At 57.3% G+C, this 21,625-nt stretch carries 19 protein-coding genes, 1 other RNA gene and 1 pseudogene; 14 read left to right on the plus strand and 7 right to left on the minus strand.

Features of this window, described 5'->3' with window-relative positions:
- Positions 1-84: 84 nt before the first annotated feature.
- Positions 85-1,765, minus strand: a pseudogene (locus tag U5K34_RS16020) (NADH-quinone oxidoreductase subunit L).
- Between the two features lie 768 nt (positions 1,766-2,533).
- On the opposite strand from U5K34_RS16020, the gene U5K34_RS04285 reads away from it, so the two are divergent.
- Positions 2,534-4,918 carry a putative bifunctional diguanylate cyclase/phosphodiesterase gene (locus U5K34_RS04285; protein ID WP_322567257.1) on the plus strand — a complete coding sequence of 795 codons (2,385 nt, stop codon included), beginning with the start codon at positions 2,534-2,536 and terminating at the stop codon, positions 4,916-4,918.
- A 31-nt stretch (positions 4,919-4,949) separates the two neighbouring features.
- On the opposite strand, the gene U5K34_RS04290 is transcribed toward U5K34_RS04285, so the two are convergent.
- A complete protein-coding gene (locus U5K34_RS04290) occupies positions 4,950-7,121 on the minus strand; it encodes a malate synthase G (RefSeq protein WP_322567258.1) in 2,172 nt (723 codons plus the stop codon).
- A gap of 281 nt (positions 7,122-7,402) precedes the next feature.
- On the opposite strand from U5K34_RS04290, the gene U5K34_RS04295 reads away from it, so the two are divergent.
- Positions 7,403-7,774, plus strand: a complete 372-nt coding sequence (locus tag U5K34_RS04295) for a hypothetical protein (RefSeq protein ID WP_322567259.1) — start codon at positions 7,403-7,405, stop codon at positions 7,772-7,774.
- Between the two features lie 45 nt (positions 7,775-7,819).
- On the opposite strand, the gene U5K34_RS04300 is transcribed toward U5K34_RS04295, so the two are convergent.
- Positions 7,820-8,983 carry a S1C family serine protease gene (locus tag U5K34_RS04300; RefSeq protein ID WP_322567260.1) on the minus strand — a complete coding sequence of 388 codons (1,164 nt, stop codon included), beginning with the start codon at positions 8,981-8,983 and terminating at the stop codon, positions 7,820-7,822.
- Positions 8,984-9,048: 65 nt separating this feature from the next.
- On the opposite strand from U5K34_RS04300, the gene U5K34_RS04305 reads away from it, so the two are divergent.
- From U5K34_RS04305 to U5K34_RS04330, 6 genes are all read left to right on the plus strand, one after another.
- Positions 9,049-9,807 carry a Nif3-like dinuclear metal center hexameric protein gene (locus tag U5K34_RS04305; protein ID WP_416224022.1) on the plus strand — a complete coding sequence of 253 codons (759 nt, stop codon included), beginning with the start codon at positions 9,049-9,051 and terminating at the stop codon, positions 9,805-9,807.
- A gap of 219 nt (positions 9,808-10,026) precedes the next feature.
- Complete coding sequence (gene petA / locus U5K34_RS04310; RefSeq protein WP_322567261.1) at positions 10,027-10,629, plus strand: ubiquinol-cytochrome c reductase iron-sulfur subunit; 603 nt, start codon at positions 10,027-10,029, stop codon at positions 10,627-10,629.
- A complete protein-coding gene (locus U5K34_RS04315; protein ID WP_416224023.1) occupies positions 10,629-11,864 on the plus strand; it encodes a cytochrome b in 1,236 nt (411 codons plus the stop codon). Before petA ends, U5K34_RS04315 begins: the two co-directional genes overlap by 1 nt.
- Positions 11,864-12,631: a cytochrome c1 gene (locus U5K34_RS04320; RefSeq protein ID WP_416224028.1), complete on the plus strand. Its 768-nt coding sequence runs from the start codon at positions 11,864-11,866 to the stop codon at positions 12,629-12,631. Before U5K34_RS04315 ends, U5K34_RS04320 begins: the two co-directional genes overlap by 1 nt.
- A 206-nt stretch (positions 12,632-12,837) precedes the next feature.
- A complete protein-coding gene (locus U5K34_RS04325) occupies positions 12,838-13,464 on the plus strand; it encodes a glutathione S-transferase N-terminal domain-containing protein (protein ID WP_416224024.1) in 627 nt (208 codons plus the stop codon).
- Positions 13,465-13,487: 23 nt separating this feature from the next.
- On the plus strand, positions 13,488-13,871 hold the full coding sequence (locus tag U5K34_RS04330; protein WP_416224029.1) for a ClpXP protease specificity-enhancing factor: 384 nt from the start codon (positions 13,488-13,490) through the stop codon (positions 13,869-13,871).
- Positions 13,872-14,019: 148 nt separating this feature from the next.
- Here U5K34_RS04330 and U5K34_RS04335 read toward each other — a convergent pair whose 3' ends face one another.
- From U5K34_RS04335 to U5K34_RS04350, 4 genes are read right to left on the minus strand one after another with little or no spacing between them, the layout of a single operon-like run.
- The gene (locus U5K34_RS04335; protein WP_322567264.1) at positions 14,020-15,405 is read right to left on the minus strand and encodes an FAD-binding oxidoreductase; all 1,386 of its coding nucleotides are present in this window, start codon (positions 15,403-15,405) and stop codon (positions 14,020-14,022) included.
- Positions 15,405-15,989 (minus strand): phosphoheptose isomerase, encoded by a 585-nt coding sequence (locus U5K34_RS04340; RefSeq protein ID WP_322567265.1) that lies wholly within the window; start codon positions 15,987-15,989, stop codon positions 15,405-15,407. The genes U5K34_RS04335 and U5K34_RS04340 overlap by 1 nt, the downstream gene beginning before the upstream one ends.
- Positions 15,990-15,992: 3 nt before the next feature.
- Entirely contained in the window at positions 15,993-16,370 is a 378-nt protein-coding gene (locus tag U5K34_RS04345; RefSeq protein ID WP_322567266.1) for a YraN family protein, read from the minus strand.
- A gap of 4 nt (positions 16,371-16,374) precedes the next feature.
- Positions 16,375-18,237: a penicillin-binding protein activator gene (locus U5K34_RS04350; RefSeq protein WP_322567267.1), complete on the minus strand. Its 1,863-nt coding sequence runs from the start codon at positions 18,235-18,237 to the stop codon at positions 16,375-16,377.
- Between the two features lie 71 nt (positions 18,238-18,308).
- Here U5K34_RS04350 and rsmI point away from each other — a divergent pair, with 71 nt between their 5' ends.
- The 6 genes from rsmI (at position 18,309) to U5K34_RS04380 (ending at position 21,607) form a co-directional block, all read left to right on the plus strand.
- A complete protein-coding gene (rsmI, locus tag U5K34_RS04355; RefSeq protein WP_322567268.1) occupies positions 18,309-19,151 on the plus strand; it encodes a 16S rRNA (cytidine(1402)-2'-O)-methyltransferase in 843 nt (280 codons plus the stop codon).
- 50 nt (positions 19,152-19,201) lie between these two features.
- An RNA gene (gene rnpB, locus U5K34_RS04360) (RNase P RNA component class A) lies at positions 19,202-19,559 on the plus strand.
- Between the two features lie 240 nt (positions 19,560-19,799).
- Entirely contained in the window at positions 19,800-20,258 is a 459-nt protein-coding gene (gene mraZ / locus U5K34_RS04365) for a division/cell wall cluster transcriptional repressor MraZ (protein WP_322567269.1), read from the plus strand.
- A gap of 4 nt (positions 20,259-20,262) precedes the next feature.
- Positions 20,263-21,195: a 16S rRNA (cytosine(1402)-N(4))-methyltransferase RsmH gene (rsmH, locus tag U5K34_RS04370; protein WP_322567270.1), complete on the plus strand. Its 933-nt coding sequence runs from the start codon at positions 20,263-20,265 to the stop codon at positions 21,193-21,195.
- A complete protein-coding gene (ftsL, locus tag U5K34_RS04375; RefSeq protein ID WP_322567271.1) occupies positions 21,192-21,458 on the plus strand; it encodes a cell division protein FtsL in 267 nt (88 codons plus the stop codon). The genes rsmH and ftsL overlap by 4 nt, the downstream gene beginning before the upstream one ends.
- Positions 21,455-21,607, plus strand: a complete 153-nt coding sequence (locus U5K34_RS04380; protein WP_322567272.1) for a hypothetical protein — start codon at positions 21,455-21,457, stop codon at positions 21,605-21,607. Before ftsL ends, U5K34_RS04380 begins: the two co-directional genes overlap by 4 nt.
- The last annotated feature ends 18 nt before the right edge of the window (positions 21,608-21,625 follow it).

Here is a 21,625-nt window from a genome sequence, read left to right on the forward strand (position 1 = left end):
CGGCCGAGCAGAAAATTGAAGCCCATGCTCAGCGGAAACAGCGGCAGGAAGAGACCGATCAGCAGATAGTGGAGGGTTTGCATTTCAGATCCACCTCAACCAGAGGTTGAGTCGTCCCGCGAAGTTCAGCAAGGTCCGGCTGAACCGGGTATAGATATCCGTGAGATAAAACTCGCGCGAGATCAGCGCATAGAACGACAGCCACAGCCGGCGACGGTACGCGCCTTTGTGATTGCCGTTTTGATCGCTGAAGCTGATGATGATCCAGCCAAAAATGATGACCAGGGCTATCACCCCCATCAGCAGATCGAACCAGAACAGATCAAAGTCCGCCGCCGCATAGATTTGTTCGCGAAATACCGGATCGGGATACAAAAACAGATCGAAGGCGTGACTGATTAACGTGTAGCCGAGGACGACCACGGCAAAGGAAAAGATACTCAGTGTAATCAACCGGCGCAGATTGCGGGCCCGCATCCGGTAAGTGGTGAAGATCAGCTGCGCGCCGGTGATCCAGCCGAAGAACAGCAACACGATGGCGCTTTGTTTCTGGAAATAATCTTCCGCGACCAGCCAGTGGGCGCCCAACAGAATCGCGATCGGCACCGCCAGGGTGATGGCGGCCATCAGCCGCCAGGGCAGGCGCTGGCGCACCGGACGCCGTTCGACCACGAAGGTGTACAGATCGTCCTTGGGCACGCCATCGTCCCCGCGCGCGGCATGAATGACATTACCGGCACCCAGAAACAGGGTGCCCTTGAACAGTCCGTGGGCAATCAGATGATAAATGGCCAGGGAGAAGGCGCCGATGCCGCATTCCATGATCATAAAACCCATCTGGCCCATGGTGGAGTAACCCAGCGACTTCTTGATGTCGTTCTGGGTCAGCATCAGGATCGAGCCGATCACGGCGGTGAACAGACCGACGATAAACACCCAGTGTAATACTCCCGAGCTATGCACGAACACCGGCGCAAAGCGATTGATCAAAAACCCGCCGGCGTTAACGATGCCCGCGTGCATCAATGCCGATACCGGCGTCGGCCCGGACATGGAATAGGGCAGCCAGGTATGCAGCAGAAACTGGGCCGAGCGGGCGAAGGCGGCCAGGGCGATGAGTCCCGCGACCACATCCATCAATGGCCAGCCCAGTACCTGGTGCGCTGCCCGGATCGGTGCTGATCTGTTCGAAAATGACTGGCAACGAGCCGGTACCGTAGGCCTGGTAGAGCAACACCGCGGCAATCAGCAACGGCAGATCGCCGATGCGATAGGTGATCTTGGTCCAGAAAGCATAGCGATAGGCCGAAACATCGCGGGTATTCTGGCCGAGCAGAAAATAGAGCAGGACCCCGACCAGTTGCCAGGCAATGAGCAGGGTGAGCAGATCGCCGGCGAACACCATCACCAGCAGGGTGGCGGTCATCAGATCGAGCAGTACGAAGAAGCGGCTGTAACCGATCTCTTCGGCCATGTAACGCAGGGAATAGACATGCACGACCAGGCTGATGCCGGCAATGACCACGGCCATCAGGGTACTCAATGGTTCGAGTAACAGCAGCGCCCCGGAGCCGAACAGACTGACAGTTTCCGGGCCGTGCCCGGCGAGGACCAGCCACAGGGCGGCAACGGCGAGACCAAAGGTGAGTAGCGTACCGAGCACACTCAGGCGTGCGACCCGCCGACCCATGCGAGAGCCCAGCAGCTGCGTCAGTAACGCCGAGAGGATCGGCAAACCCGCTATCAGTATGATGATCTGTTCCATCTGCTCTTTCACCTGTTACAGGACAGGGCATGGTTTTACCGGCAAGGGGACCTGTGACCCGGGTTATTATTTTTATAGACTTGCGAACGGCAATGTTTTCAAACCATCCGGTGCGGACTTCAATGTCCACGCTATACACAGTCTATCGGTATCATTGATAGGGAAATATCGATATTACAAATAGGATTGATTGCCTATGAACTATGTCTGACCTGTCCACGCAAACAACGATCAACTTATAAAACCGGTATTGCCGGTACAGGCTGAAGCGATTGTTGCCCGACGGGCTGACAACTTGCGCCGCCATACTCAATCCGTCATGGAATTTGAAACAACGCGATAAACAAAGGTGTACAGAGGTGTCGGGGGAGATGAAGCGTCGGCGCCAATGAGACTCCAGTGAGCGGCATTGGTTGTTCGACCTGATCGCCAGAACCCCGGACTTTGCAGGAGCTTGCCGACAGTTATCTGGCTCAGCCGGTTTTGTTGCGGATAAACCGTTTCCCGCGGGTAATCGCGCCTGTTCGATATGGCTGACACCCTGTCAGGTTTTGACGATGAAGAGGGGCGGAGCGGATTTAACGGTTATAACCTGTATAACAGAGGGTTTTTAGCCAGTTTTTAGTCGAATTTAGCCGGTTTTTATCAGGGTTTACCCTAATTTTTGCATGGAAATTAAAGATTCACGGGCCGATGTCGAATCAATATTAACAGGGAGAACGTTGTTCCGAGGGAGGGTCGCTTTTTATTGAAAGAAGGACTGGGGAAGTGGCTGACAGACAGCGGTTCGGCATCGGTTTGCGCCAGAGGGTGCGTTATCTGGGATTGATAACCGGACTTTTTGCGCTGGCCATTCTGGCGGCGGCATTTACTGTGGCGGTGGTCCAGATTCAGTCCGGCGTCGCAGCCTATCTGTCCGGAGAATCTGTCTGGTCCCGGGGCCAGATCAAGACGGTCTATTATCTTGAAGAGTATGCGCGGACCGGGAATGCCGAAACGCTGAAGCGTGCGCGCCGCTGGCACGCTATTCCATTGGGCGATCTCCAGGCCCGCAGGGCGATGGAGAATGAGACTTTCGACTATACGGCGGCACGTGAGGGATTTCTGCGCGGCCAGTTTCATCCCTCGGACATTCCGCGCGTTATCGTCTTGTTTCGATTTTTTTCCGATGCCCCGTATTTTCGTGACGCGGTGAGGGCATGGCAGGACAGTGATCGGCAAATTCTGGAGCTGGAGGACATTGCCGATGATTTGGCGCGCGAATGGCAGTCCGAAGAACCTTCCTCCCGGCGGCTGGGTGAGTTGAGGGAGCAACTGGCTACGGCCAGCGACAAACTGGGCGTACAGGCCGCGACGTTTCGCAGTGCCATGACTCGACTTGCGCGCCTGATGCCGACCATGTTGTCGCTGGCAAGTATCGTGTTCTTTATTATCTTTGGCGTTATCGCCATGACATTGACTCAGCGACTGACCCGGGCGTTACGAAGTTCCGAGAGGAAGTTTCGTGCAACGTTCGAGCAGGCAGGGGTGGGTATTGCGCAGATGGCGGAAGACGGTCGTTTGCTGGAGGTGAACCCGGCGCTGTGTGAGATCTTACGCTACCCGCGCGAAGAAATACTCAAACTGGACTACTCACAGATTGTTCATCCGGAAGATAAACAAAACAGGGAAGATATTCTTGGTAAAGTGATCAGCGAGCCGTTTGTTACGCACACGACTGAATTGCGAGCACTTTGCGGTGATGGCGAGACAGCCTGGATCAGACTGACATTATCCCGCTTTGCGGAACAGGCTGATTCAAACGCATCTTATCTCGCCATCCTTGAGGATATATCCGAGTCACACCGCTTGTCGGCTGAGCTGAGCCATCAGGCCAGTCACGATGAGTTAACCGGGCTGATTAACCGCCGCGCATTCGAACATTATCTGGACGAGGCATTAAATCGCGCCAGAGATGAGAACTCCATGCACGCCCTGTGTTTTATCGATCTGGATCAATTCAAGATTATTAATGACACCTCGGGCCACTTTGTCGGCGACTATCTGTTGCGGCAGGTGGCGGAAATATTCAGCCAACATTTGCGTAAGGGTGATGTGCTGGCCCGCCTGGGTGGTGATGAGTTCGCACTGATACTGGAATATTGCGACCCCGATAAGGCGGTCGAGGTAACCGAAAAACTGCGTCAAACCCTGACCAGAACACAGTTTGCCTGGGAGGACCGAAACTTTAGTATTGGTTGCAGCATCGGAATCGTCCCGATTACCGCCGCCAGTGTGGATACGACCAGCTTGCTGCGCATGGCCGATGCCGCTTGCTATCTGGCCAAGGAGCAGGGGCGAAATCGCATCCATCTTGTTGGTGACGATGACCAGGCCCTGGATGAACGGCACGAGCAAATGGAGTGGGTCAGTCGTATCCGGACGGCGATTGATAATGACCGGTTGTTTATGGACGCCCAGTACATTAGCTCGCTATCGGGTACGGAGCAGAGTCGTTATGAAGTGCTGGTGCGCATGCGGGATGAGGATGGCCGCGTATTACCGCCGGGCGCATTTTTACCGGCAGCGGAGCGCTTCGAAATGGCCCATTTGATTGATCGCTGGGTTATAGAACATGTGCTTGTGCAACTTGACAGTCACCCGGAGCATCTGGCGACACTGGATGCCTGCCATATCAATATTTCCGGGCGGTCATTCGACCACCGGGATTTTCTCGATTTTGTGGTCGGTTTGTTCGAACGCCATGCCGTTTCGGCAGAGAAGATCTGTTTCGAAATTACCGAGACCGCGGCGGTCAGAAACTTCGCCGACGCCCGTGCCTTTATGGAACGCCTCGGTGATCTTGGGTGTACTTTTGCGCTGGATGACTTCGGTTCGGGGTTGTCATCGTTTGGTTATCTGCGACAATTGCCGGTCGATATCATCAAGATCGACGGCAGTTTTGTCCGCGATATTGTTACCGATGCGACCGGCCGGGCGATGGTCAACGCGATCAACGATATTGGCCAGTCGATGGATAAAATGGTTGTTGCCGAGTTTGTTGAAAATGACGGTGCCCTGAAACTACTGCAGGATATGGGCGTACATTTCGCGCAGGGCTATGCGGTTCATTATCCCAGCAGCTTTATGGATATCATAAAGAATACATCTTAAAGAACTGGCTGGCCAAATCACTTGTGCGGCGTCAGGAGCGGGTTTTTTCCTTGACGATACGCCGATGCGAATAGAGTAACGGTTCGGTATAGCCGTTGGCCTGCTCGCGGCCTTTGATGACCAGATCAAACGCCGCCCGAAATGCCTGGCTGTTGTTGAAATCCGGCCCCATCGGGGTATAGGTCGGGTCGTCACGGTTTTGCTGGTCGACTTTTTCCGCCATGCGTTTCATCACCTCCAGCAGCTGTTCGGCATCGCAAAGGCCATGATGCAGCCAGTTGGCAATGTGCTGGCTGGCAATGCGCAGGGTAGCCCGATCTTCCATTAACCCCGTATTGTTAATGTCCGGCACCTTGGAGCAACCGATACCCTGATTTATCCAGCGCACCACGTAACCCAGAATACCCTGGGCGTTGTTTTCCAGTTCCTGCAAGATAGCGTCGGCGTCGGGCCGCGCGTTATCCAGCAGTGGAATGACCAGCAGATCATCGACCGGTGTGCGGGCGTCACTGGCGATGGCCGCTTGCCGTTCAATGACATTGATCCGATGGTAGTGGATGGCATGCAATACGGCGGCAGTGGGGGAGGGAACCCAGGCCGTGTTGGCGCCGGCCCGGGGATGGTCGATCTTCGCGGCCAGCATCGCCTTCATGTTATCCGGCATGGCCCACATGCCTTTGCCGATCTGCGCCTTGCCGCTGAAGCCACAGGCCAGACCGGTTTCGACATTGATCTTTTCATAGGCCTGGATCCAGGTACTCTCTTTCATTGCTCCCTTGCGCACCATCGGGCCGGCTTCCATGCTGGTGTGGATCTCATCGCCGGTACGATCCAGAAATCCGGTATTGATAAAGACCACCCGATCTTTTGCGGCACGGATACATGCTTTGAGATTGATGGAGGTGCGGCGCTCCTCGTCCATGATGCCCATCTTCAGGGTATTGCGAGCCAGCTGCAGCTGGTCCTCAATGAAGTCGAACAGCTCGTTGGTAAAGGCGACTTCCTCCGGACCGTGCATCTTGGGTTTGACCAGATAGATACTGCCCGTGCGGGAGTTATCGAGCGGGCTGCTGCCCTGAATATCATGTAATGCAATCAGCGTGGTGACCAGCGCATCCAGTATGCCTTCGGGAATCGGCGCACCGTAATGGGTGGTTGCCGCGTCAGTGTGAAGGAAATGACCGACATTGCGCACCAGCAACAGACTGCGCCCGTGCAGGGTGAAAGGCTGGCCCTGCGGGGAGAGATAATCCCGATCCCCGTTCAGATGGCGGGTCATCATTTTACCGGCTTTGGAAAAGGTATCCTCGAGATTGCCCTGCATCAGTCCCAGCCAGTTGCGATAGGCCAGTACCTTGTCTTCGGCATCCACCGTGGCGACCGAATCCTCCAGATCCTGGATGGTGGTGAGTGCCGCTTCCAGCAGAATATCCTTGATGCCGGCCGGATGGGTTTTGCCGACCGGGTGCTCGCGGTCGATTTGCAGCTCGATATGCAGGCCGTGGTTGCCCAGCAGGATGGTTGTCGGCGTGTTGGTATGGCCATTGAAGCCGGTAAATTGTGCCGGTTGTTTGAGTGTGGTGATCTGGCCGCCGGTTAATTCAATGGCCAGGGCTCCGTTGCTGATCCGGTAATGACCCACCTCGGCGTGGCTGCCGTGCTCCAGCGGGATAATTTCATCGAGCAACGCCATGGCCCAGGCGACAACCTTCTCGCCGCGTTTGGGATTGTATTGAGTCGTTTGTTCGGCACCGTCGGACTCGTCGATCACATCGGTGCCATAGAGGGCATCGTAAAGGCTGCCCCAGCGGGCATTGGCGGCATTGAGGGCATAACGGGCATTGGTCAAGGGCACCACCAGTTGCGGGCCGGCGACGTGTGCGATCTCGTCATCCACGTTGGCGGTGGTGATGGTGACGTCTTCACCCTCGGGTAACAGGTAACCGATATCGATCAAAAATTGTTTATAGGCCTTGGCATCAAAGTGGGAGTGTTCACGATGCCACTCGTCGATTTGCACCTGGAACCGGTCGCGTTGTTCGAGCAGCTCATGGTTGCGCGGACCAAACCGGTGGACCGCCTCGGATAATGCGTTCCAGAATTGTCCGGCCTCGATGCCGCTGGCGGGCAAGGCCTCTTCTATAATAAAGGTATGCAACAGACGGTCGATCTGTAATTCGCCTGCCTGGATATACTCACTCATTGTTCATCTCTCCAAACGGGTCGCTCGATAAGGTAAAACTGACCGCCAATTCAAGCATAGACGGTAATCTGGTTCGTGGCAGCAAACACCATCCCTTTAAGTGATGAGGTTTTATTTCTCGCGATGAATGCCTGACGGCGACAACAAAAACCCCATGATTTTTCGTTAATTTGACCACACTAAAGTTATGCCGCTGGCCTGGCACCTTTACATCACACTCAAACGACTATACTTGCCGGGAAAGGAAAGTTGACCAGCTTATTAATGATAAAGGGGGCTGTATGGCGAACACCCGTTTAAAATTTGTTGACTATGGCATGATCGTCATTGGCGTCTTACTGGCATTTATCGCGTCGTTTGAGCCGCAAGCGGCACCGGGTTATTACCTGCACGCCGGGATTCTGGCGGTCGGGCTGCTGCCTTATTTTGTCTATTCCCTCGCCGTGGCACTGAAAAGCGGGGCCCTGGTGACCCTGCACGGAATAGTCGTGTTGATTATTCATGCCTGGATGATCGATGCCGTGCGATTTATGGCACAGCCCGACTACAGTGTCAGCCTGCTGGTATACGGCCCGCTGGTGCTGAGCCTGGCGCTGATTCCGCTGGTGATACTGGCACTGCGTCAGCCCTGGGGGCTGCAGGAATCCAGCTGAGTGTGACTTGTCGCCCCGGGGTCCGTCATGGCAGACGGGGCGGGGTTATTGCTCCTGTTTCGGTCGCTGGGTGACCCGGGCCGCTTTTTCCATCGATTTGCCCTGCCGGATAATATTAATGGTGATTCTGTCGCCGGGGCGGTGGCTGCTGATGATATCCAGCGCACTGGCGACATCGGTCACCGCCCTGTCGTCGATCTGCGTGATCACATCGCCGGGTTGCAGATCGGCGTCGTCAGCCGGCCCCTGGTTGAGAATACTGGTGATGATTACGCCTTTTTGATCTTCATCAAGGTCCAGCGATTCGGCGAGATTATCATTAATGTTCTGAATGGCGACGCCAAGCCAGCCGCGTTTGACCTCGCCATGTTCGATGATTTGTTGCATGACATCCCGTGCCAAACTGGTGGGGATGGCAAAGCCGATGCCTTGCGAGCCGCCGCTGCGTGAGAATATGGCGGTATTGATACCGATCAGCTCGCCATTGGCGGTAATCAGGGCGCCGCCGGAGTTGCCGGGATTGATGGCGGCATCGGTCTGGATGAAATTTTCGAAGGTGCTGATACCGAGCATATTGCGGCCGGTGGCACTGACAATGCCGGAGGTGACGGTCTGGCCGACGCCAAAAGGATTGCCAATGGCCAGTACGACATCACCGACCCGAAGTTGGTCGGAGCGGCCCAGGGTGATGACCGGCAGGGCGTCGAGTTCGACCTTGAGCACGGCCAGATCGGTATCGGGGTCGGTGCCGACCACGGTGGCAGTGGCACTGCGTTGATCGGGCAGGGCGATGCGGATTTCTTCGGCGTCACTGATGACATGATTATTGGTGAGAATGTAGCCCTGTTCGCTGATGATCACGCCGGAACCGAGGTTGGTCTCTTCGCGTTCGCGCGGACCACCGAAGTTGTCGCCGAAAAAGTGGCGAAAAACAGGATCGTCCAGCAAGGGATGGGCCTCGCGGGTGACAATCTTTTTAGTGTGGATGTTGACCACCGCCGGTGCGGCGGCTTCCACCGCGTCGGCATAGGAGACCGGGCCTTCGCCGCGAGGCAGCGATTCACGTGGCGGGGCTTCGCGCAGCTCGACCACCGGTTTGTCGTCGAAGGGCAGAGGGCGGTCAGAGAGTAAATACAGGACGACAAAGGCGACCGCCAGGCCGAGAATGGCAAACTGAACAATGAATTTAAGCGTACGGGTCAGGCGCATGATGATCCGGAATTGGTTACACTGTGTGAGTTCACCGGATAATAACTGATGGAGACGGTTTTCGCATGGTGCAGTTGAGTGATTTGGTGCGGTATCTGGATGATTTGCTGGAAGTGGAGCGCTTCACCGATTACTGCCCCAATGGCTTGCAGGTAGAAGGTGGCGCGACGATCAACCGGCTGGTGTGCGGGGTGACCGCCTCCCAGGCGCTGATCGAGGCGGCCATTGAGACCGGCGCGGATGCCCTGCTGGTGCATCACGGTTATTTCTGGAAGGGCGAGGCGGCGCCGATCGTCGGGATCAAAAAACGGCGCATTGCCCGCCTGCTGGAGAACGGTATCAGCCTGCTGGCCTATCATCTGCCGCTGGACGCGCACCCGGTTTACGGCAATAACGTGCAGCTGGCGAAGGTGCTGGGTCTGAAGGTGGCAGGCAGCTTCGGACCGCCGGGGAATCCGGCCATTGGCCTGTATGGCAGCCTGTCAGAGCCCCTGTCGGGGGAGGCGCTGGCCGCGCAGATCACCGATCGGCTGGGTCGCGCCCCGCTGCATGTGGGCGAAGCCCTGGCCCCGGTGAGTAAACTGGCCTGGTGTACCGGCGGTGCCCAGGGACTGATCGAGGAGGCGGTTCGCCTGGGAGTGGACGCCTACCTGACAGGCGAGGTCTCCGAGCAGACGGTGCACCTGGCGCGGGAAAACGGCATCCATTTTTATGCCGCCGGCCACCACGCCACGGAGCGTTACGGGGCACGGGCCCTGGGCGAACATGTGGCAGAACATTTTGGTATCGAACAGCAATTTATCGATATCGACAATCCGGCCTGAGGCCGGGGAAACAGTAACTTGTTGAACTACCGGGTGAACTACGTGGTTTTCTTGACCCCGGTGGCTCGATACGCGAAACTATGCGCGCCTGAAATCCTGGATGTTTACCGCATTCTGAAATTTTTACTTTGGGCACAGCGATTTCACTAGCGCATTTTTTGATGACAGCCGGTTGTCGGCCGTGATCGTTCATATCTGAGTCGGGGAGATAGTTTTCAAATGAGTACCGATGGCATTGATACCAGCCGACGCCGGTTTCTGCTTGCCTCCACCAGCGTGGTGGGTGCAGTAGGCGTAGTCGGCATTGCGATTCCGTTTATCCAGTCCATGAATCCCAGCGCCCGGGCCCAGGCGGCCGGCGCACCGGTGGAGGTGGATGTTAGCAAACTGGCGCCGGGCGAGCGGGTCACCGTGGAATGGCGCGGCAAGCCGATCTGGGTGGTGCGTCGTACCGAGCAGAACATGGAAGATTTGCCCACGCTGAACGACAAGCTGGCGGATCCCCAGTCCCAGGCTCAGCAACAACCGGCCTATGCGCAGAATGAATTCCGTGCCCGAGAAGATCATCCCGAAATTGCCGTGTTGATCGGGATCTGTACTCACCTGGGCTGCTCACCCACCTACCGCCCCGAGCCGGGCGCCAAAGATATGGGCGGCAAGGAGTGGAAAGGCGGCTTCTTCTGCCCCTGCCACGGTTCCAAGTTTGATCTGGCCGGCCGGGTCTACGCCGGCGTGCCGGCACCCACCAACCTGGTCATTCCGCCGTTCAAATTCCTGAGCGATTCTGTGGTGCTGGTTGGCGAAGACGGAGGGGCAGCATAATGACCAAAACACAATCCTTGATGAACTGGATCGATGCCCGCTTCCCGCTGAGCAAGATGTGGAAGGAGCATCTGTCCGAATATTACGCGCCGAAAAACTTCAACTTCTGGTACTTTTTCGGTTCGCTCGCCTTGCTGGTACTGGTTATCCAGATCGTCACCGGTATTTTCCTGACCATGCATTACAAACCCGATGCCGGGATGGCCTTTGCCTCGGTCGAGTACATCATGCGTGATGTGAACTGGGGCTGGTTGATCCGTTATATGCATTCCACCGGCGCCTCCGCGTTCTTTATCGTGGTGTATCTGCATATGTATCGCGGCCTGATGTACGGCTCCTACAAGAACCCGCGCGAGCTGATCTGGATCTTCGGGGTGCTGATTTATCTGGCGCTGATGGCGGAAGCCTTCTTCGGCTATCTGCTGCCCTGGGGGCAGATGTCCTACTGGGGGGCGCAGGTTATCGTTAACCTGTTCTCCGCCGTGCCGTTCGTCGGTGAGGAGCTGTCGGTCTGGATTCGCGGTGACTACGTTATCGGCGATGCCACCCTGAACCGCTTTTTTGCCTTCCATGTGATTGCCCTGCCGCTGGTGCTGATTGCCCTGGTGGTGGCGCACATCCTGGCCCTGCACGAAGTCGGTTCCAATAACCCCGACGGGGTCGAAATCAAGAAGAACAAGGACGCCAACGGCAAGCCGGTTGACGGCATTCCGTTCCATCCGTACTACACGGTCAAGGACATTGCCGGTACGGTCGTGTTCCTGATCTTCTTCTTTGCGGTGGCTTTCTTTGCCCCGGAAATGGGCGGTTACTTTATCGAGCACGCCAACTTTGTCCCGGCCGATCCGCTCAAGACCCCGGAACACATTGCCCCGGTCTGGTACTTCACGCCGTTCTACGCCATGTTGCGGGCGATTCCGCCGATGTTCGCTTCGCAGTTCCCCGGTGTTGTGGTCATGGGGGCGGCGATCGTGGTGCTGTTCTTCCTGCCCTGGCTGGATCGCAGCCCGGTCAAATCGGTCCGTTATCGTGGTCCGCTGTTCAAGATCGCCCTGGCTATCTTTGTTATCAGTTTTGTCATTCTGGGCTATCTGGGTGTACAGCCGTCAACGCCGGCCAAAACGCTGCTGGCGCAGATATTCACCGCGCTGTACTTTGCGTTTTTCCTGCTGATGCCCTGGTACACCAAAATTGACAAAACCAAACCGGTTCCGGAAAGGGTGACTGACAAATGATGAAAAAACTGACTGCATTTTTGTTGATGATGGCACCGGTTGTCTCCATGGCCGCCGGCGGGGGCATCAAACTGATGGAAGCCGATGTTGATCTGAATAACAAGGCCTCCCTGCAACGGGGCGCCCAGCTGTACGTCAATTACTGCATGGGCTGTCACTCCCTCTCTTATATGCGTTACAACCGCATGGGCAAGGACCTCGGTCTGAGCGATGAGCAGGTGGTGCAGAATCTGATGCCCGTGGCCGATTTCTCCAAGTCTCCGCAGGGGGAAACCCCGAAAAGCGGCTCGCTGATGAAAAATGCCATGCCTGGCGAGGCGGCCGAGGGCTGGTTCGGGACCAAGGTGCCGGATTTGTCTGTCGTGGCCCGCTCCCGGGGGCCCGACTGGCTCTACACCTATCTGAAGACGTTCTACGTGGATGACTCCCGCCCGATGGGCGTCAACAACCAGGCCTTCCCGCTGGTCGGGATGCCGCACGTGCTGTGGGAACTGGAAGGTCTGAAAAAGCCGGTCTACGAGACACATGAAACGGCGGATGGCGAAGAGGTCAAGGAACTGGTCGATTACGAATTCGTCAAGGAAGGCTCCATGAGCCCCGCCGAGTATGACAATGCCGTGCGCGACCTGGTCAATTTCCTGGTCTACGTGGGTGAGCCGGCCAAGCTGGATCGCTACAAAATCGGTGTCTGGGTCATACTGTTCCTGGTGGTGCTGTTCTTCTTTGCCTACGCGCTGAAGAAAGAATACTGGCGGGATATCCACTAAATGGCACTGTGATCGGGCCCGTGCCCCGCAACAGGGGAACGGTCCGATCAGTCCGGATCACGCCGAATCAGGCACTTGCGTTCGAGTAGGTGTGATTTTTCCCGCCTAAAGCGCCAAACCACGGGACAAGTTCGGTATAATAAACAGGGGGAGCCCACCGGTTCCCCCTGTTTTATTTCTGAACACAGCACTGGGATGAGTAAGTTATGGCGCAAATGGCCAATCGACGTTTGGCAATGACCCTGTTTTCGGGGAACACCTGCCCCTACTGCCACATGGTCCGTATCGTACTGGCGGAAAAGGGCATCAACTACGACATACACAACGTCGACCTTGGCGACACGCCGGAAGATCTCAAGGATTTGAATCCCTACAATGAGGTACCGACGCTGGTGGATCGGGATCTGGTGTTGTTCGAGCACCAGGTGATCATGGAGTACCTGGACGAGCGTTTCCCGCATCCGCCGCTGATGCCGGTGGACCCGGTTTCGAGGGCGCGCAACCGTATGATGCTGCATCGCATCGAACGCGACTGGTATCGCCTGGCCCATCAGCTGGGCAATCCGGGCACGGCCAGCGACAAGGTCCGCAAGGAGCTGCGCGACAGCCTGATGTCGGTTTCACCGATTTTCGATCAAAAGCCGTTTTTCCTGGGAGAAGAATTCTCCCTGATCGACTGCACTGTGATCCCCTTGTTGTGGCGCCTGCCATCCTACGGGATTGAGTTGCCGTCCGCGGCCAAACCGCTGATTGATTATGCCGAGCGCATGTTTGAACGGGAGTCCTTCAAACAGAGTCTCACCGAGGGTGAGAAGGAAATGAAAGACGAATAAACCCGAAAGGTATTGCCATGTCCATGACGCCCAGCCAGCCGTATCTGCTTCGTGCTATTTATGACTGGATCGTCGATAACCAGATGACCCCGTACGTTCTGGTCAACGCCGAAAACGATTACGCCTACATACCGCGCGATTATGTCGAAAACGGCAAAATCGTCCTCAACGTCAGCCCGATCGCCGTCAACGGCCTGGAACTGGGCAACGACTACGTGGCCTTCAGCGCCCGCTTTGCCGGCAAGCCGATGGATGTGAGTTTCCCGATCACCGCGGTTCTGGCGATCTACGCCAAGGAAAACGGACAGGGGATGGTGTTCAACGAACCCGATAATCCACCGCCGGACGATGACGGTCCGGAGGATGACGGTAAATCCGGCAAGCCCAACCTCAAACTCGTGAAATAAACTGATAAATCTTTCACCGCAGAGACGTAGAGAAAGAAATAATTTTGAATTTTGAGTGTTGAATGGTGAATGGAATCCGGCCCTGAAATTCAAAATTCAAAATTTAACATTCAAAATTATATCTTTTCGCCCTTTGCGTTAATGCGCTTTAGGCAGTCGGGAACATTTTGCCCGGATTCAAAATGCCCTTTGGATCAAAGTCCTGCTTGATGCGTCGCATCAGTTCCAGCGTGACCGGGTCGATCTCGCGGCCGACGAATTCCTGTTTTTCAATGCCCACGCCGTGTTCGCCGGAGAGGGTGCCGTCGAGTTCGAGCACCAGGCTGAACACGTCGTCCAGGCATTGATGGGCGCGCTGCATTTCCTCTTCGTCGTCGGGGTTGGCGAGCAGGTTGACGTGGATGTTGCCGTTGCCGGCATGGCCGAAGTTGACGATGGTGATGCCGTACTGTTCGGCGAGGGCGGTCAGGCCGTTGATCAGGGCCGGAATGTTGGAGACCGGGACCACCACGTCCTCGTTGATCTTCTTCGGAGCAATGGTGCGCAGTGCCGGGGACAGGGCCTTGCGGGTTTGCCACAGGGCCTGGATCGCCTGTTCGGTTTCGGCGCGATGGAGTTGCAGCAGGCCGTCATTGTCGGCCGCTTTGCTGACGGCATCGAGATCATGTTGCATCGAGGCCTCGGAGCCGTCGACTTCGATCATCAACATGGCGCCGGCCTGCTCGGGCAGGCTGGCATCGGAATAGTCACGAATCATCGCAATGGCCTTGCCGTCCATAAATTCCAGCGCATAGGGCACCACTGGCTGGGCCATGATGGCGGAGACCGCCCGCGCGGCGCTGTCGATGTCGCGATAAAGGATCTGCAGGGTCCGTTTGGTTTGCGGCAGGGGCGTGAGTTTGAGGGTGGCCTCGGTAATGATGGCCAGGGTGCCCTCGGAGCCGATCAGCAAACGGGTCAGGTCGTAACCGACCACGCCCTTGGTGGTGTAAACACCGGTGCGGATACTCTTGCCTTCGCCGGTGACCGCACGCAACCCGAAAACGTTATCGCGCGGTGTCCCGTATTTGATGGCCCGCGGACCGGCCGAGTTGTAGGCCAGGTTGCCACCGACCGAGCAATAGGCGGCACTGGTGGGATCGGGCGGCCAGAAGAAACCATGTTCGGCGGCGGCATCCTGCACCTGCTGATTGGTGACACCGGGTTCGACGACCATGTAACGGTTGGCCGGATCGATTTTGACAATCCGGTTCAGCCGTTCGGTCGACAGAACGACGCCTCCCTGCAACGGGACGCTGGCGCCAGTGGTGCCGGTACCGCGTCCGCGTGCAGTCAGCGGGATGGAAAATTCATGGCATAAGCGTACCACCGCCGCGACCTGTTCATGATCGGCGGGCAGGGCCACCCGCTCCGGCGCGGTGTGACGCCGGCTGTTGTCGTAACCATAGTTCCAGGTTTCGGCGGGATCGCTCAGCAGTCCCTCGTCACCGAGAATCTGCTGCAGGCGGGTGATAAAGGCCCGGGGTAAAGCCATTAACCGAACAGTTGCGCGTCGATCTGGTGACAGAAACAGTGGATCGCCAGCAGATGGACTTCCTGAATGCGCGCGGTGATCTCGGCGGGAACGCGGATCTCGACATCGCTGCCCTGCAGCAACCGGCCGATGTCACCGCCATCACGACCGGTCAGGGCAATCACCTGCAAACCCCGGGTGTGGGCCGCTTCAATGGCACTGATGACATTCGGCGAGTTGCCGCTGGTGGAGATGGCCAGCAGCAGATCATCGGGTTTGCCCAGGGCGCGAACCTGTTTGGCAAAGATCTGGTTGAAATCGTAATCGTTGGCGATCGCGGTTAACGCCGAGGTGTCGGTAGTCAGGGCAATGGCCGCCAGCTCGGGACGTTCGCGCTCGAAGCGACAGACCAGTTCGGCGGCAAAGTGCTGGGCATCGGCTGCGGAGCCGCCGTTGCCGCAGCTGAGAATCTTGTTCCCGCGTTGCAGGGCGGCGACCATCAGCTCAACAGCGCGGGCGATGGGGTCGGCCAGGACCGGTTTGGCCTGTAGCTTGGTCTCGACGCTGGCGTCGAACAGGTGCTGGACGTTGTCACTGATACTCATACATCAATCCTGAATCTGGATGGCATCGGGATGCCAGTCAATACGGGGGGCGTTTCCCTCGCCACTGATGGCAACGACATCGAAACGGCTGGTCAGTCGGGCCTGTTTCGGGTTGTTTTGTAAATAGAATAGCGCGGTTGTCACCAGTTTTCTCTGTTTTTGGCGGTCGACCGTTTCGGCGGCACTGCCGTAGCGGTCGTTGCGGCGATAGCGCACTTCGACAAACACCAGGCTGTCACCATCGCGCATGATCAGATCGATCTCGCCCCGCCGGCAGCGGAAGTTGGCCTGCTCAAAACGCAGCCCCTGTCGTTCCAGATACCGGCGCGCCAGTTGTTCGGCCTGGTTTCCGCGTTGTGCGCCTCCAGGCCGGGCCCACATGCCATTACAACCCTTCGTCCAGCGCTACCGGCCGGCCGCTGCGGAATTTAACCCAGGTCAGCTGGCGTTTGATGCGCTGCATGGGGTCCAGGCTCAAACTGCCGGTTTCACCGTCGTAACGCTCGTAAGGGTAAGCCTTGAGCGTGTTGAGGGCGGAGATGATGCTATAGGCGTCGATGCCCAGGGCATACAACCGCTGCAGACTGTTGCCGGCCTGGGAAATATATTGCTCGATTTGCGGGCGCAGACCGCGATGCGTGGTGCTGCCAGCCAGAACCCAGGGCATGTCCCCGAAGATCAAACCGTCCATGTCGCGATCCCGTTCCTGATTCAGACTGCCGGTAAACACGTGCGATGTCGCATAAACGGGCACATCGGACGCATGATAGAACTTGAGCTGCGGGCGAATCTGACGTGCCTGGCGCGGATAGGCCGCCAGGAAAATAAAATCCAGATCCTTGCGTCGACGCGGTTCGAATTTGATGTCCCGATCCAGCAGCAGTCGCATGCCCCGGGCACGGCGCTGACTTTCGGTGATATTGAGCAGATCCTGAATCGGGCCGGAGAAATCCTGGCGCTCGGCATTGTATTGCTGGGTTTCGATCACCTTGCCGCCGAGTTGCTCCCAGCGTTGCTGAAACGCGGTATAGACCCGTTCGCCCCAGCTGCCGCCGGGAATCAGCGCGACACTGTTGACATGACCATCCAGCCAGGTTCGCTCGGCAACCTGACGGGCCTCCTCTTCGGGAGAGAGGCCGAACTGAAAGAGTTGCTCGGGAACGTTCTGCTCGTGGATATAGTTCAGTGCCAGCAGCGGTGTGGCCAGTTCCTCTTCAGCGAGTACATGCTCGATAGATTCCTTATTCAGCGGGCCGATAATGAAGTCGCTCTGCTCGGCAATAGCCTGTCGATAGGCCGCCAGGGCGCTCTGCTGATCGGCACCGGTATCGTAAAACCGGATGCGTTGTTCGTGTTGCCGGGAACGGGCGAAATAGGCGGCGATAATGCCGTCGCGCACGGCTTCGGCCGCCTGGCCAAAGCGGCTGTCAAACGGCAACAGCACGGCGATGCGATGCGGTGTGAGAATATCCTGCTGGCGACGTTCCAGCAGCCCCTTGAGGATACTTTCCTGCGCCGGGTGCTCGGGATAGCTCTGGCGCCATTCTTCGACACGGCGATTGAGGATTTCGGGTTTTAACTGGTAAGCCTTGCTGATTTGTACCAGTTCCATCCAGCCGCCAAGCACATTCTTGCCGGTGGCCATGCGCATCTGGGCAAGGCTGCGCTCATTGAGCATGGCGAGGGCTTCCCAGATGGCCCGCTGGTTTGCCTCAATGAGCCCCGGGTTTTGCAGATGCGTTTCGCGCTCGACCAGTTCGTGCGCGGTATCGATCCGGTTGCCGAGCATGGTGTAAGCGGCGGCGCGTAACTGGCGATAATCGGCCAGATAGAACGGTCTGACCCGTTGCGGCGGCGTCTGCTCCAGAATGTGCAGGACATCCTGGGGGCGACGTTCACTGAGCGCGATGTGCGCCTCGGTCAGATGCAGTAAAAACAGCTGTTCGCGGTTGCGTGAGTCAGGCTGGATGGTTTCAAGAATCTGTCGACTCTTGTGAATCCGGGTATCGCGCGCCAGCGCGGCGGCCGTGCGCAGCAGAAAATTGGTCTGTTGCGCGCCGCTGGCCTGTTTGGCCAGATCGTTGAAGGCCGCGGCCGCTTCGGCGAATGCGCCGCTGGCCAGCAGGCGTTCCGCTTCGGCAACCGGGTCGGTTTCCTTGACGATTTCGGGTTCTTGCGGCACGCCGGCACAACCGGCCAGCAGAAGCGTTACAATCATGATCCACAGGGATATCAGTCGACGTGGCATTCTCACTTCATCGGGTTCCTGTTTTTGCTGTATAAAAGGCGGATGAATTCAATTCTGGCGGAAATTATACCGTGAACTCTGAAAACAGTGCGCTCTATGTTGTCGCAACCCCGATCGGAAATCTCGGCGACATGTCACAACGTGCCGTGGAAATCCTGCAACAGGTGGCGCTCATCGCGGCAGAGGATACCCGGCACAGCGCGCGTCTGCTGCGGCATTTTGCCGTGACAACCCCGTGTGTGGCGCTGCACGAACATAACGAGCGGGAACAGAGTAGCAGATTGTTACAACGTCTTGCCAATGGCGAAAGCGTGGCCCTGATTGCCGATGCCGGCACGCCGCTGCTCAGCGATCCCGGTTTTCATCTGGTCCAGCAGGCTCGTCTGCAGGGGATCCGGGTGATTCCGGTGCCCGGCCCCAGTGCGGTCGTCGCGGCCCTGTCGGTCAGTGGGCTGCCCACCGACTGTTTCAAGTTTATCGGCTTTTTACCGGCCAAATCCGCCGCGCGCCGTCAACGGCTGGCGGCTCTGGTCGCCGAGCCCTGCACGCTGGCATTTTACGAATCGCCACACCGGATTCTGGAGAGTCTGGCGGACATGGGCGAGGTCCTGGGCCGGGATCGGGATGCCGTGCTGGCCCGGGAGTTGACCAAGACCTTCGAAACCGTGCAGGGCGGCAGCCTGGACGAACTGCATGCCTTTGTCAGCCGCGATGCCAATCAGCAAAAAGGGGAGATGGTGTTGCTGGTGGCGGGCGCGCCGGCGGTGGAGGCGGCCCTCAACCCGGAAGTCGAGCGGATTCTGGGAGTCTTGCTGGAGGAACTCCCCGTCAAACAGGCGGCGGCGCTGGCCGCGCGGATTACCGGGGTCAAAAAGAACCAGCTCTATCAACAGGCGCTGGTGATGAAAAATTAATCAGCCGGGGTTTCACCCGCCAGGAACATACTTATTATATAATAGGTGCAAGAGTCGGCCTGACAGTCGCTCCGCCCCTGGCGGGGAGGAAAGTCCGGGCTCCATCGGGCGGGATGCCAGGTAACGCCTGGGAGGCGCGAGCCTACGGAAAGTGCCGCAGAAAATATACCGCCCAAGCCGCGCAAGCGGCCGGTAAGGGTGAAATGGTGCGGTAAGAGCGCACCGCGCCGGTGGTAACACCGGTGGCAGGGTAAACCCCATCCGGAGCAAGACCAAATAGGGGAGCAGGCCGCAAGGCCACGTGTGGCCCACACGGTTCCCGGGTAGGTCGCTAGAGGTGCGCGGTGACGCGCATCCCAGATGAATGACTGTCCACGACAGAACCCGGCTTAACGGCCGACTCTTTCTTCTTGTTCTACATCAACTCCATCCTGTAAGTTGTTGTTTTTACGTCGCCCAGGCCCCGCCTGTGCAGTGGCTTCGGCGCGTCCTCCACCCGTGGGCTGCGTCGCTAAGTTATTGTCAGACAAGAAAGAATTCCCGCTTTTGTGGCGCTGTTTGCTTGACACTTGGGCATATTGCTACCTATAGTGTATCAAAGTGGATCAATGTGGGAATTAATGGGATTTCATCCCTGGGGAAACCAACGTGTTTCGTGGCGTCAATACACTCAGCCTGGATACCAAGGGCCGCATGGCCATGCCGAGTCGATATCGGGATGGGGTGCTCGAGCAGTCCGACGGGCAACTGGTGATTACTGTCGATCGCAGTGATCCGTGCCTGTTGCTGTATCCGTTGCCCGAATGGGAAGAGATCGAGCGCAAGCTCGTTCGGCTGGGTAACCTGAACGCCACGGCCCGCCGCCTGCAACGCCTGCTGATCGGCCACGCCACCGAGCTGGAGCTGGACAGTCACGGCCGCATCCTTATCCCGCCGCCACTTCGTGAATTCGCCAAACTGGATAAACGCATTGCCCTGACCGGGCAAGGCAACAAGTTCGAAATCTGGGACGAACAGACCTGGAACGAACAGCGCGACCAATGGATTACTCAGGAAAACCAGGAGGAGTCGGAACTGTCCGCTGAGCTGGAAACACTGTCTTTATAAAACCATGAACGGCAAACAGGAACATTTGCCCGTTCTGCTGGAAGAGGCGATAAGGGGTATGAATATCAAACCGGACGGTCGTTATATCGACGGCACTTTCGGGCGCGGTGGCCATAGTGCGGCCATACTCGCGTGCCTGGGTGACGACGGTCGTCTGCTCGCCTTTGACAAGGACCCGCAGGCCCTGCATATCGCGCAGGATCGATTCTCCCACGATTCACGTTTTCATATCGTCCAGGATTCCTTTGCCCACATGGCGCCCCACATCGCCGAACAGGGCTGGGATCAGGTCGACGGGATCCTGCTCGATCTGGGCGTTTCCTCGCCGCAACTCGACGACGCCACGCGCGGGTTCAGTTTCCAGAAAGAGGGGCCGCTGGACATGCGCATGGATACCACGCGCGGTCCGACCGCCGCGCAATGGCTGGCCGAGGCCAGTGAAAAGGACATCGCCCGCGTATTAAAGGAATATGGTGAAGAGCGTTTTGCCAAGCGTATCGCCCGGGCCATCGTCGCCGCGCGTAAGGAGCAGCCGATCACGACCACCAAACAACTGTCCGCGATTGTTGCCGCGGCCAACCCGGCCTGGGAAAAGGGCAAGGACCCGGCTACTCGCGCTTTTCAGGCAATTCGTATCTATATCAACCAGGAACTGGACGAGCTGGATGAGTGCCTGTCGCAGGTTACCGATCTGCTCGTGCCGGGGGGGCGACTCGTGGTGATCAGCTTTCACTCCCTGGAAGATCGTCGGGTCAAGCAGTTCATGCGCAAGCAGAGCAAGGGGGATGATTTTCCGCCTGATCTGCCGGTGATGCAGAGTCAGCTCAAGCCGAAGATGAAGCTCATCAGCAAGGCGCAGCAGGCTGGTGATGAGGAGGTTGCGAAAAATCCACGTGCCCGCAGCGCTGTATTGCGCGTTGCGGAGAAACTGTCATGAAAGCTGAATGGCTGCTGATTCCGTTGATTTTTGCCGTGCTCGCTTCGGCCATCGGCGTTGTGTATTCAACGCATTACAGCCGCAAGTTGTTCGTGGAACTGACCGAGCTCAAGCAGACCCGCGATGAGCTGAATGTGGAGTGGGGACAGTTGCAGCTGGAACAAAGTACCTGGGCCACTCACGGACGTATCGAGGAACTGGCGCGCAAGAAACTGAACATGAAGCCACTGGATTATAAACAGGTCATCATTCTAAAACCATGAAACAGCAAGTCTACAAACCGGCTTCGGCGTTTCGCCTGATCACAGTGATGCTGGCATTACTGTCGATCACGCTGGTGCTGTTATGGCGCGCCGTGGATCTGCATGTGGTGAACAAGGCCTTTTTGCAAAACCAGGAGAATATGAACTGACGAAGGAATACCTGGAAA

The sequence above is a fragment of the Thiohalophilus sp. genome (genome assembly GCF_034521165.1).
In the GTDB taxonomy this organism is placed as follows: domain Bacteria; phylum Pseudomonadota; class Gammaproteobacteria; order UBA6429; family Thiohalophilaceae; genus Thiohalophilus.

Excerpts from the sequence above, each read along its gene's own strand:
- U5K34_RS04290 (WP_322567258.1), bottom strand. The coding sequence starts at position 7,121 with ATGAGTGAGTATATCCAGGCAGGCGAATTACAGATCGACCGTCTGTTG.
- U5K34_RS04295 (WP_322567259.1), top strand. The coding sequence starts at position 7,403 with ATGGCGAACACCCGTTTAAAATTTGTTGACTATGGCATGATCGTCATT.
- U5K34_RS04300 (WP_322567260.1), bottom strand. The coding sequence starts at position 8,983 with ATGCGCCTGACCCGTACGCTTAAATTCATTGTTCAGTTTGCCATTCTC.
- U5K34_RS04305 (WP_416224022.1), top strand. The coding sequence starts at position 9,049 with ATGGTGCAGTTGAGTGATTTGGTGCGGTATCTGGATGATTTGCTGGAA.
- petA (WP_322567261.1), top strand. The coding sequence starts at position 10,027 with ATGAGTACCGATGGCATTGATACCAGCCGACGCCGGTTTCTGCTTGCC.
- U5K34_RS04315 (WP_416224023.1), top strand. The coding sequence starts at position 10,629 with ATGACCAAAACACAATCCTTGATGAACTGGATCGATGCCCGCTTCCCG.
- U5K34_RS04320 (WP_416224028.1), top strand. The coding sequence starts at position 11,864 with ATGAAAAAACTGACTGCATTTTTGTTGATGATGGCACCGGTTGTCTCC.
- U5K34_RS04325 (WP_416224024.1), top strand. The coding sequence starts at position 12,838 with ATGGCGCAAATGGCCAATCGACGTTTGGCAATGACCCTGTTTTCGGGG.
- U5K34_RS04330 (WP_416224029.1), top strand. The coding sequence starts at position 13,488 with ATGACGCCCAGCCAGCCGTATCTGCTTCGTGCTATTTATGACTGGATC.
- U5K34_RS04335 (WP_322567264.1), bottom strand. The coding sequence starts at position 15,405 with ATGGCTTTACCCCGGGCCTTTATCACCCGCCTGCAGCAGATTCTCGGT.
- U5K34_RS04340 (WP_322567265.1), bottom strand. The coding sequence starts at position 15,989 with ATGAGTATCAGTGACAACGTCCAGCACCTGTTCGACGCCAGCGTCGAG.
- U5K34_RS04345 (WP_322567266.1), bottom strand. The coding sequence starts at position 16,370 with ATGTGGGCCCGGCCTGGAGGCGCACAACGCGGAAACCAGGCCGAACAA.
- U5K34_RS04350 (WP_322567267.1), bottom strand. The coding sequence starts at position 18,237 with ATGCCACGTCGACTGATATCCCTGTGGATCATGATTGTAACGCTTCTG.
- rsmH (WP_322567270.1), top strand. The coding sequence starts at position 20,263 with ATGAACGGCAAACAGGAACATTTGCCCGTTCTGCTGGAAGAGGCGATA.
- ftsL (WP_322567271.1), top strand. The coding sequence starts at position 21,192 with ATGAAAGCTGAATGGCTGCTGATTCCGTTGATTTTTGCCGTGCTCGCT.
- U5K34_RS04380 (WP_322567272.1), top strand. The coding sequence starts at position 21,455 with ATGAAACAGCAAGTCTACAAACCGGCTTCGGCGTTTCGCCTGATCACA.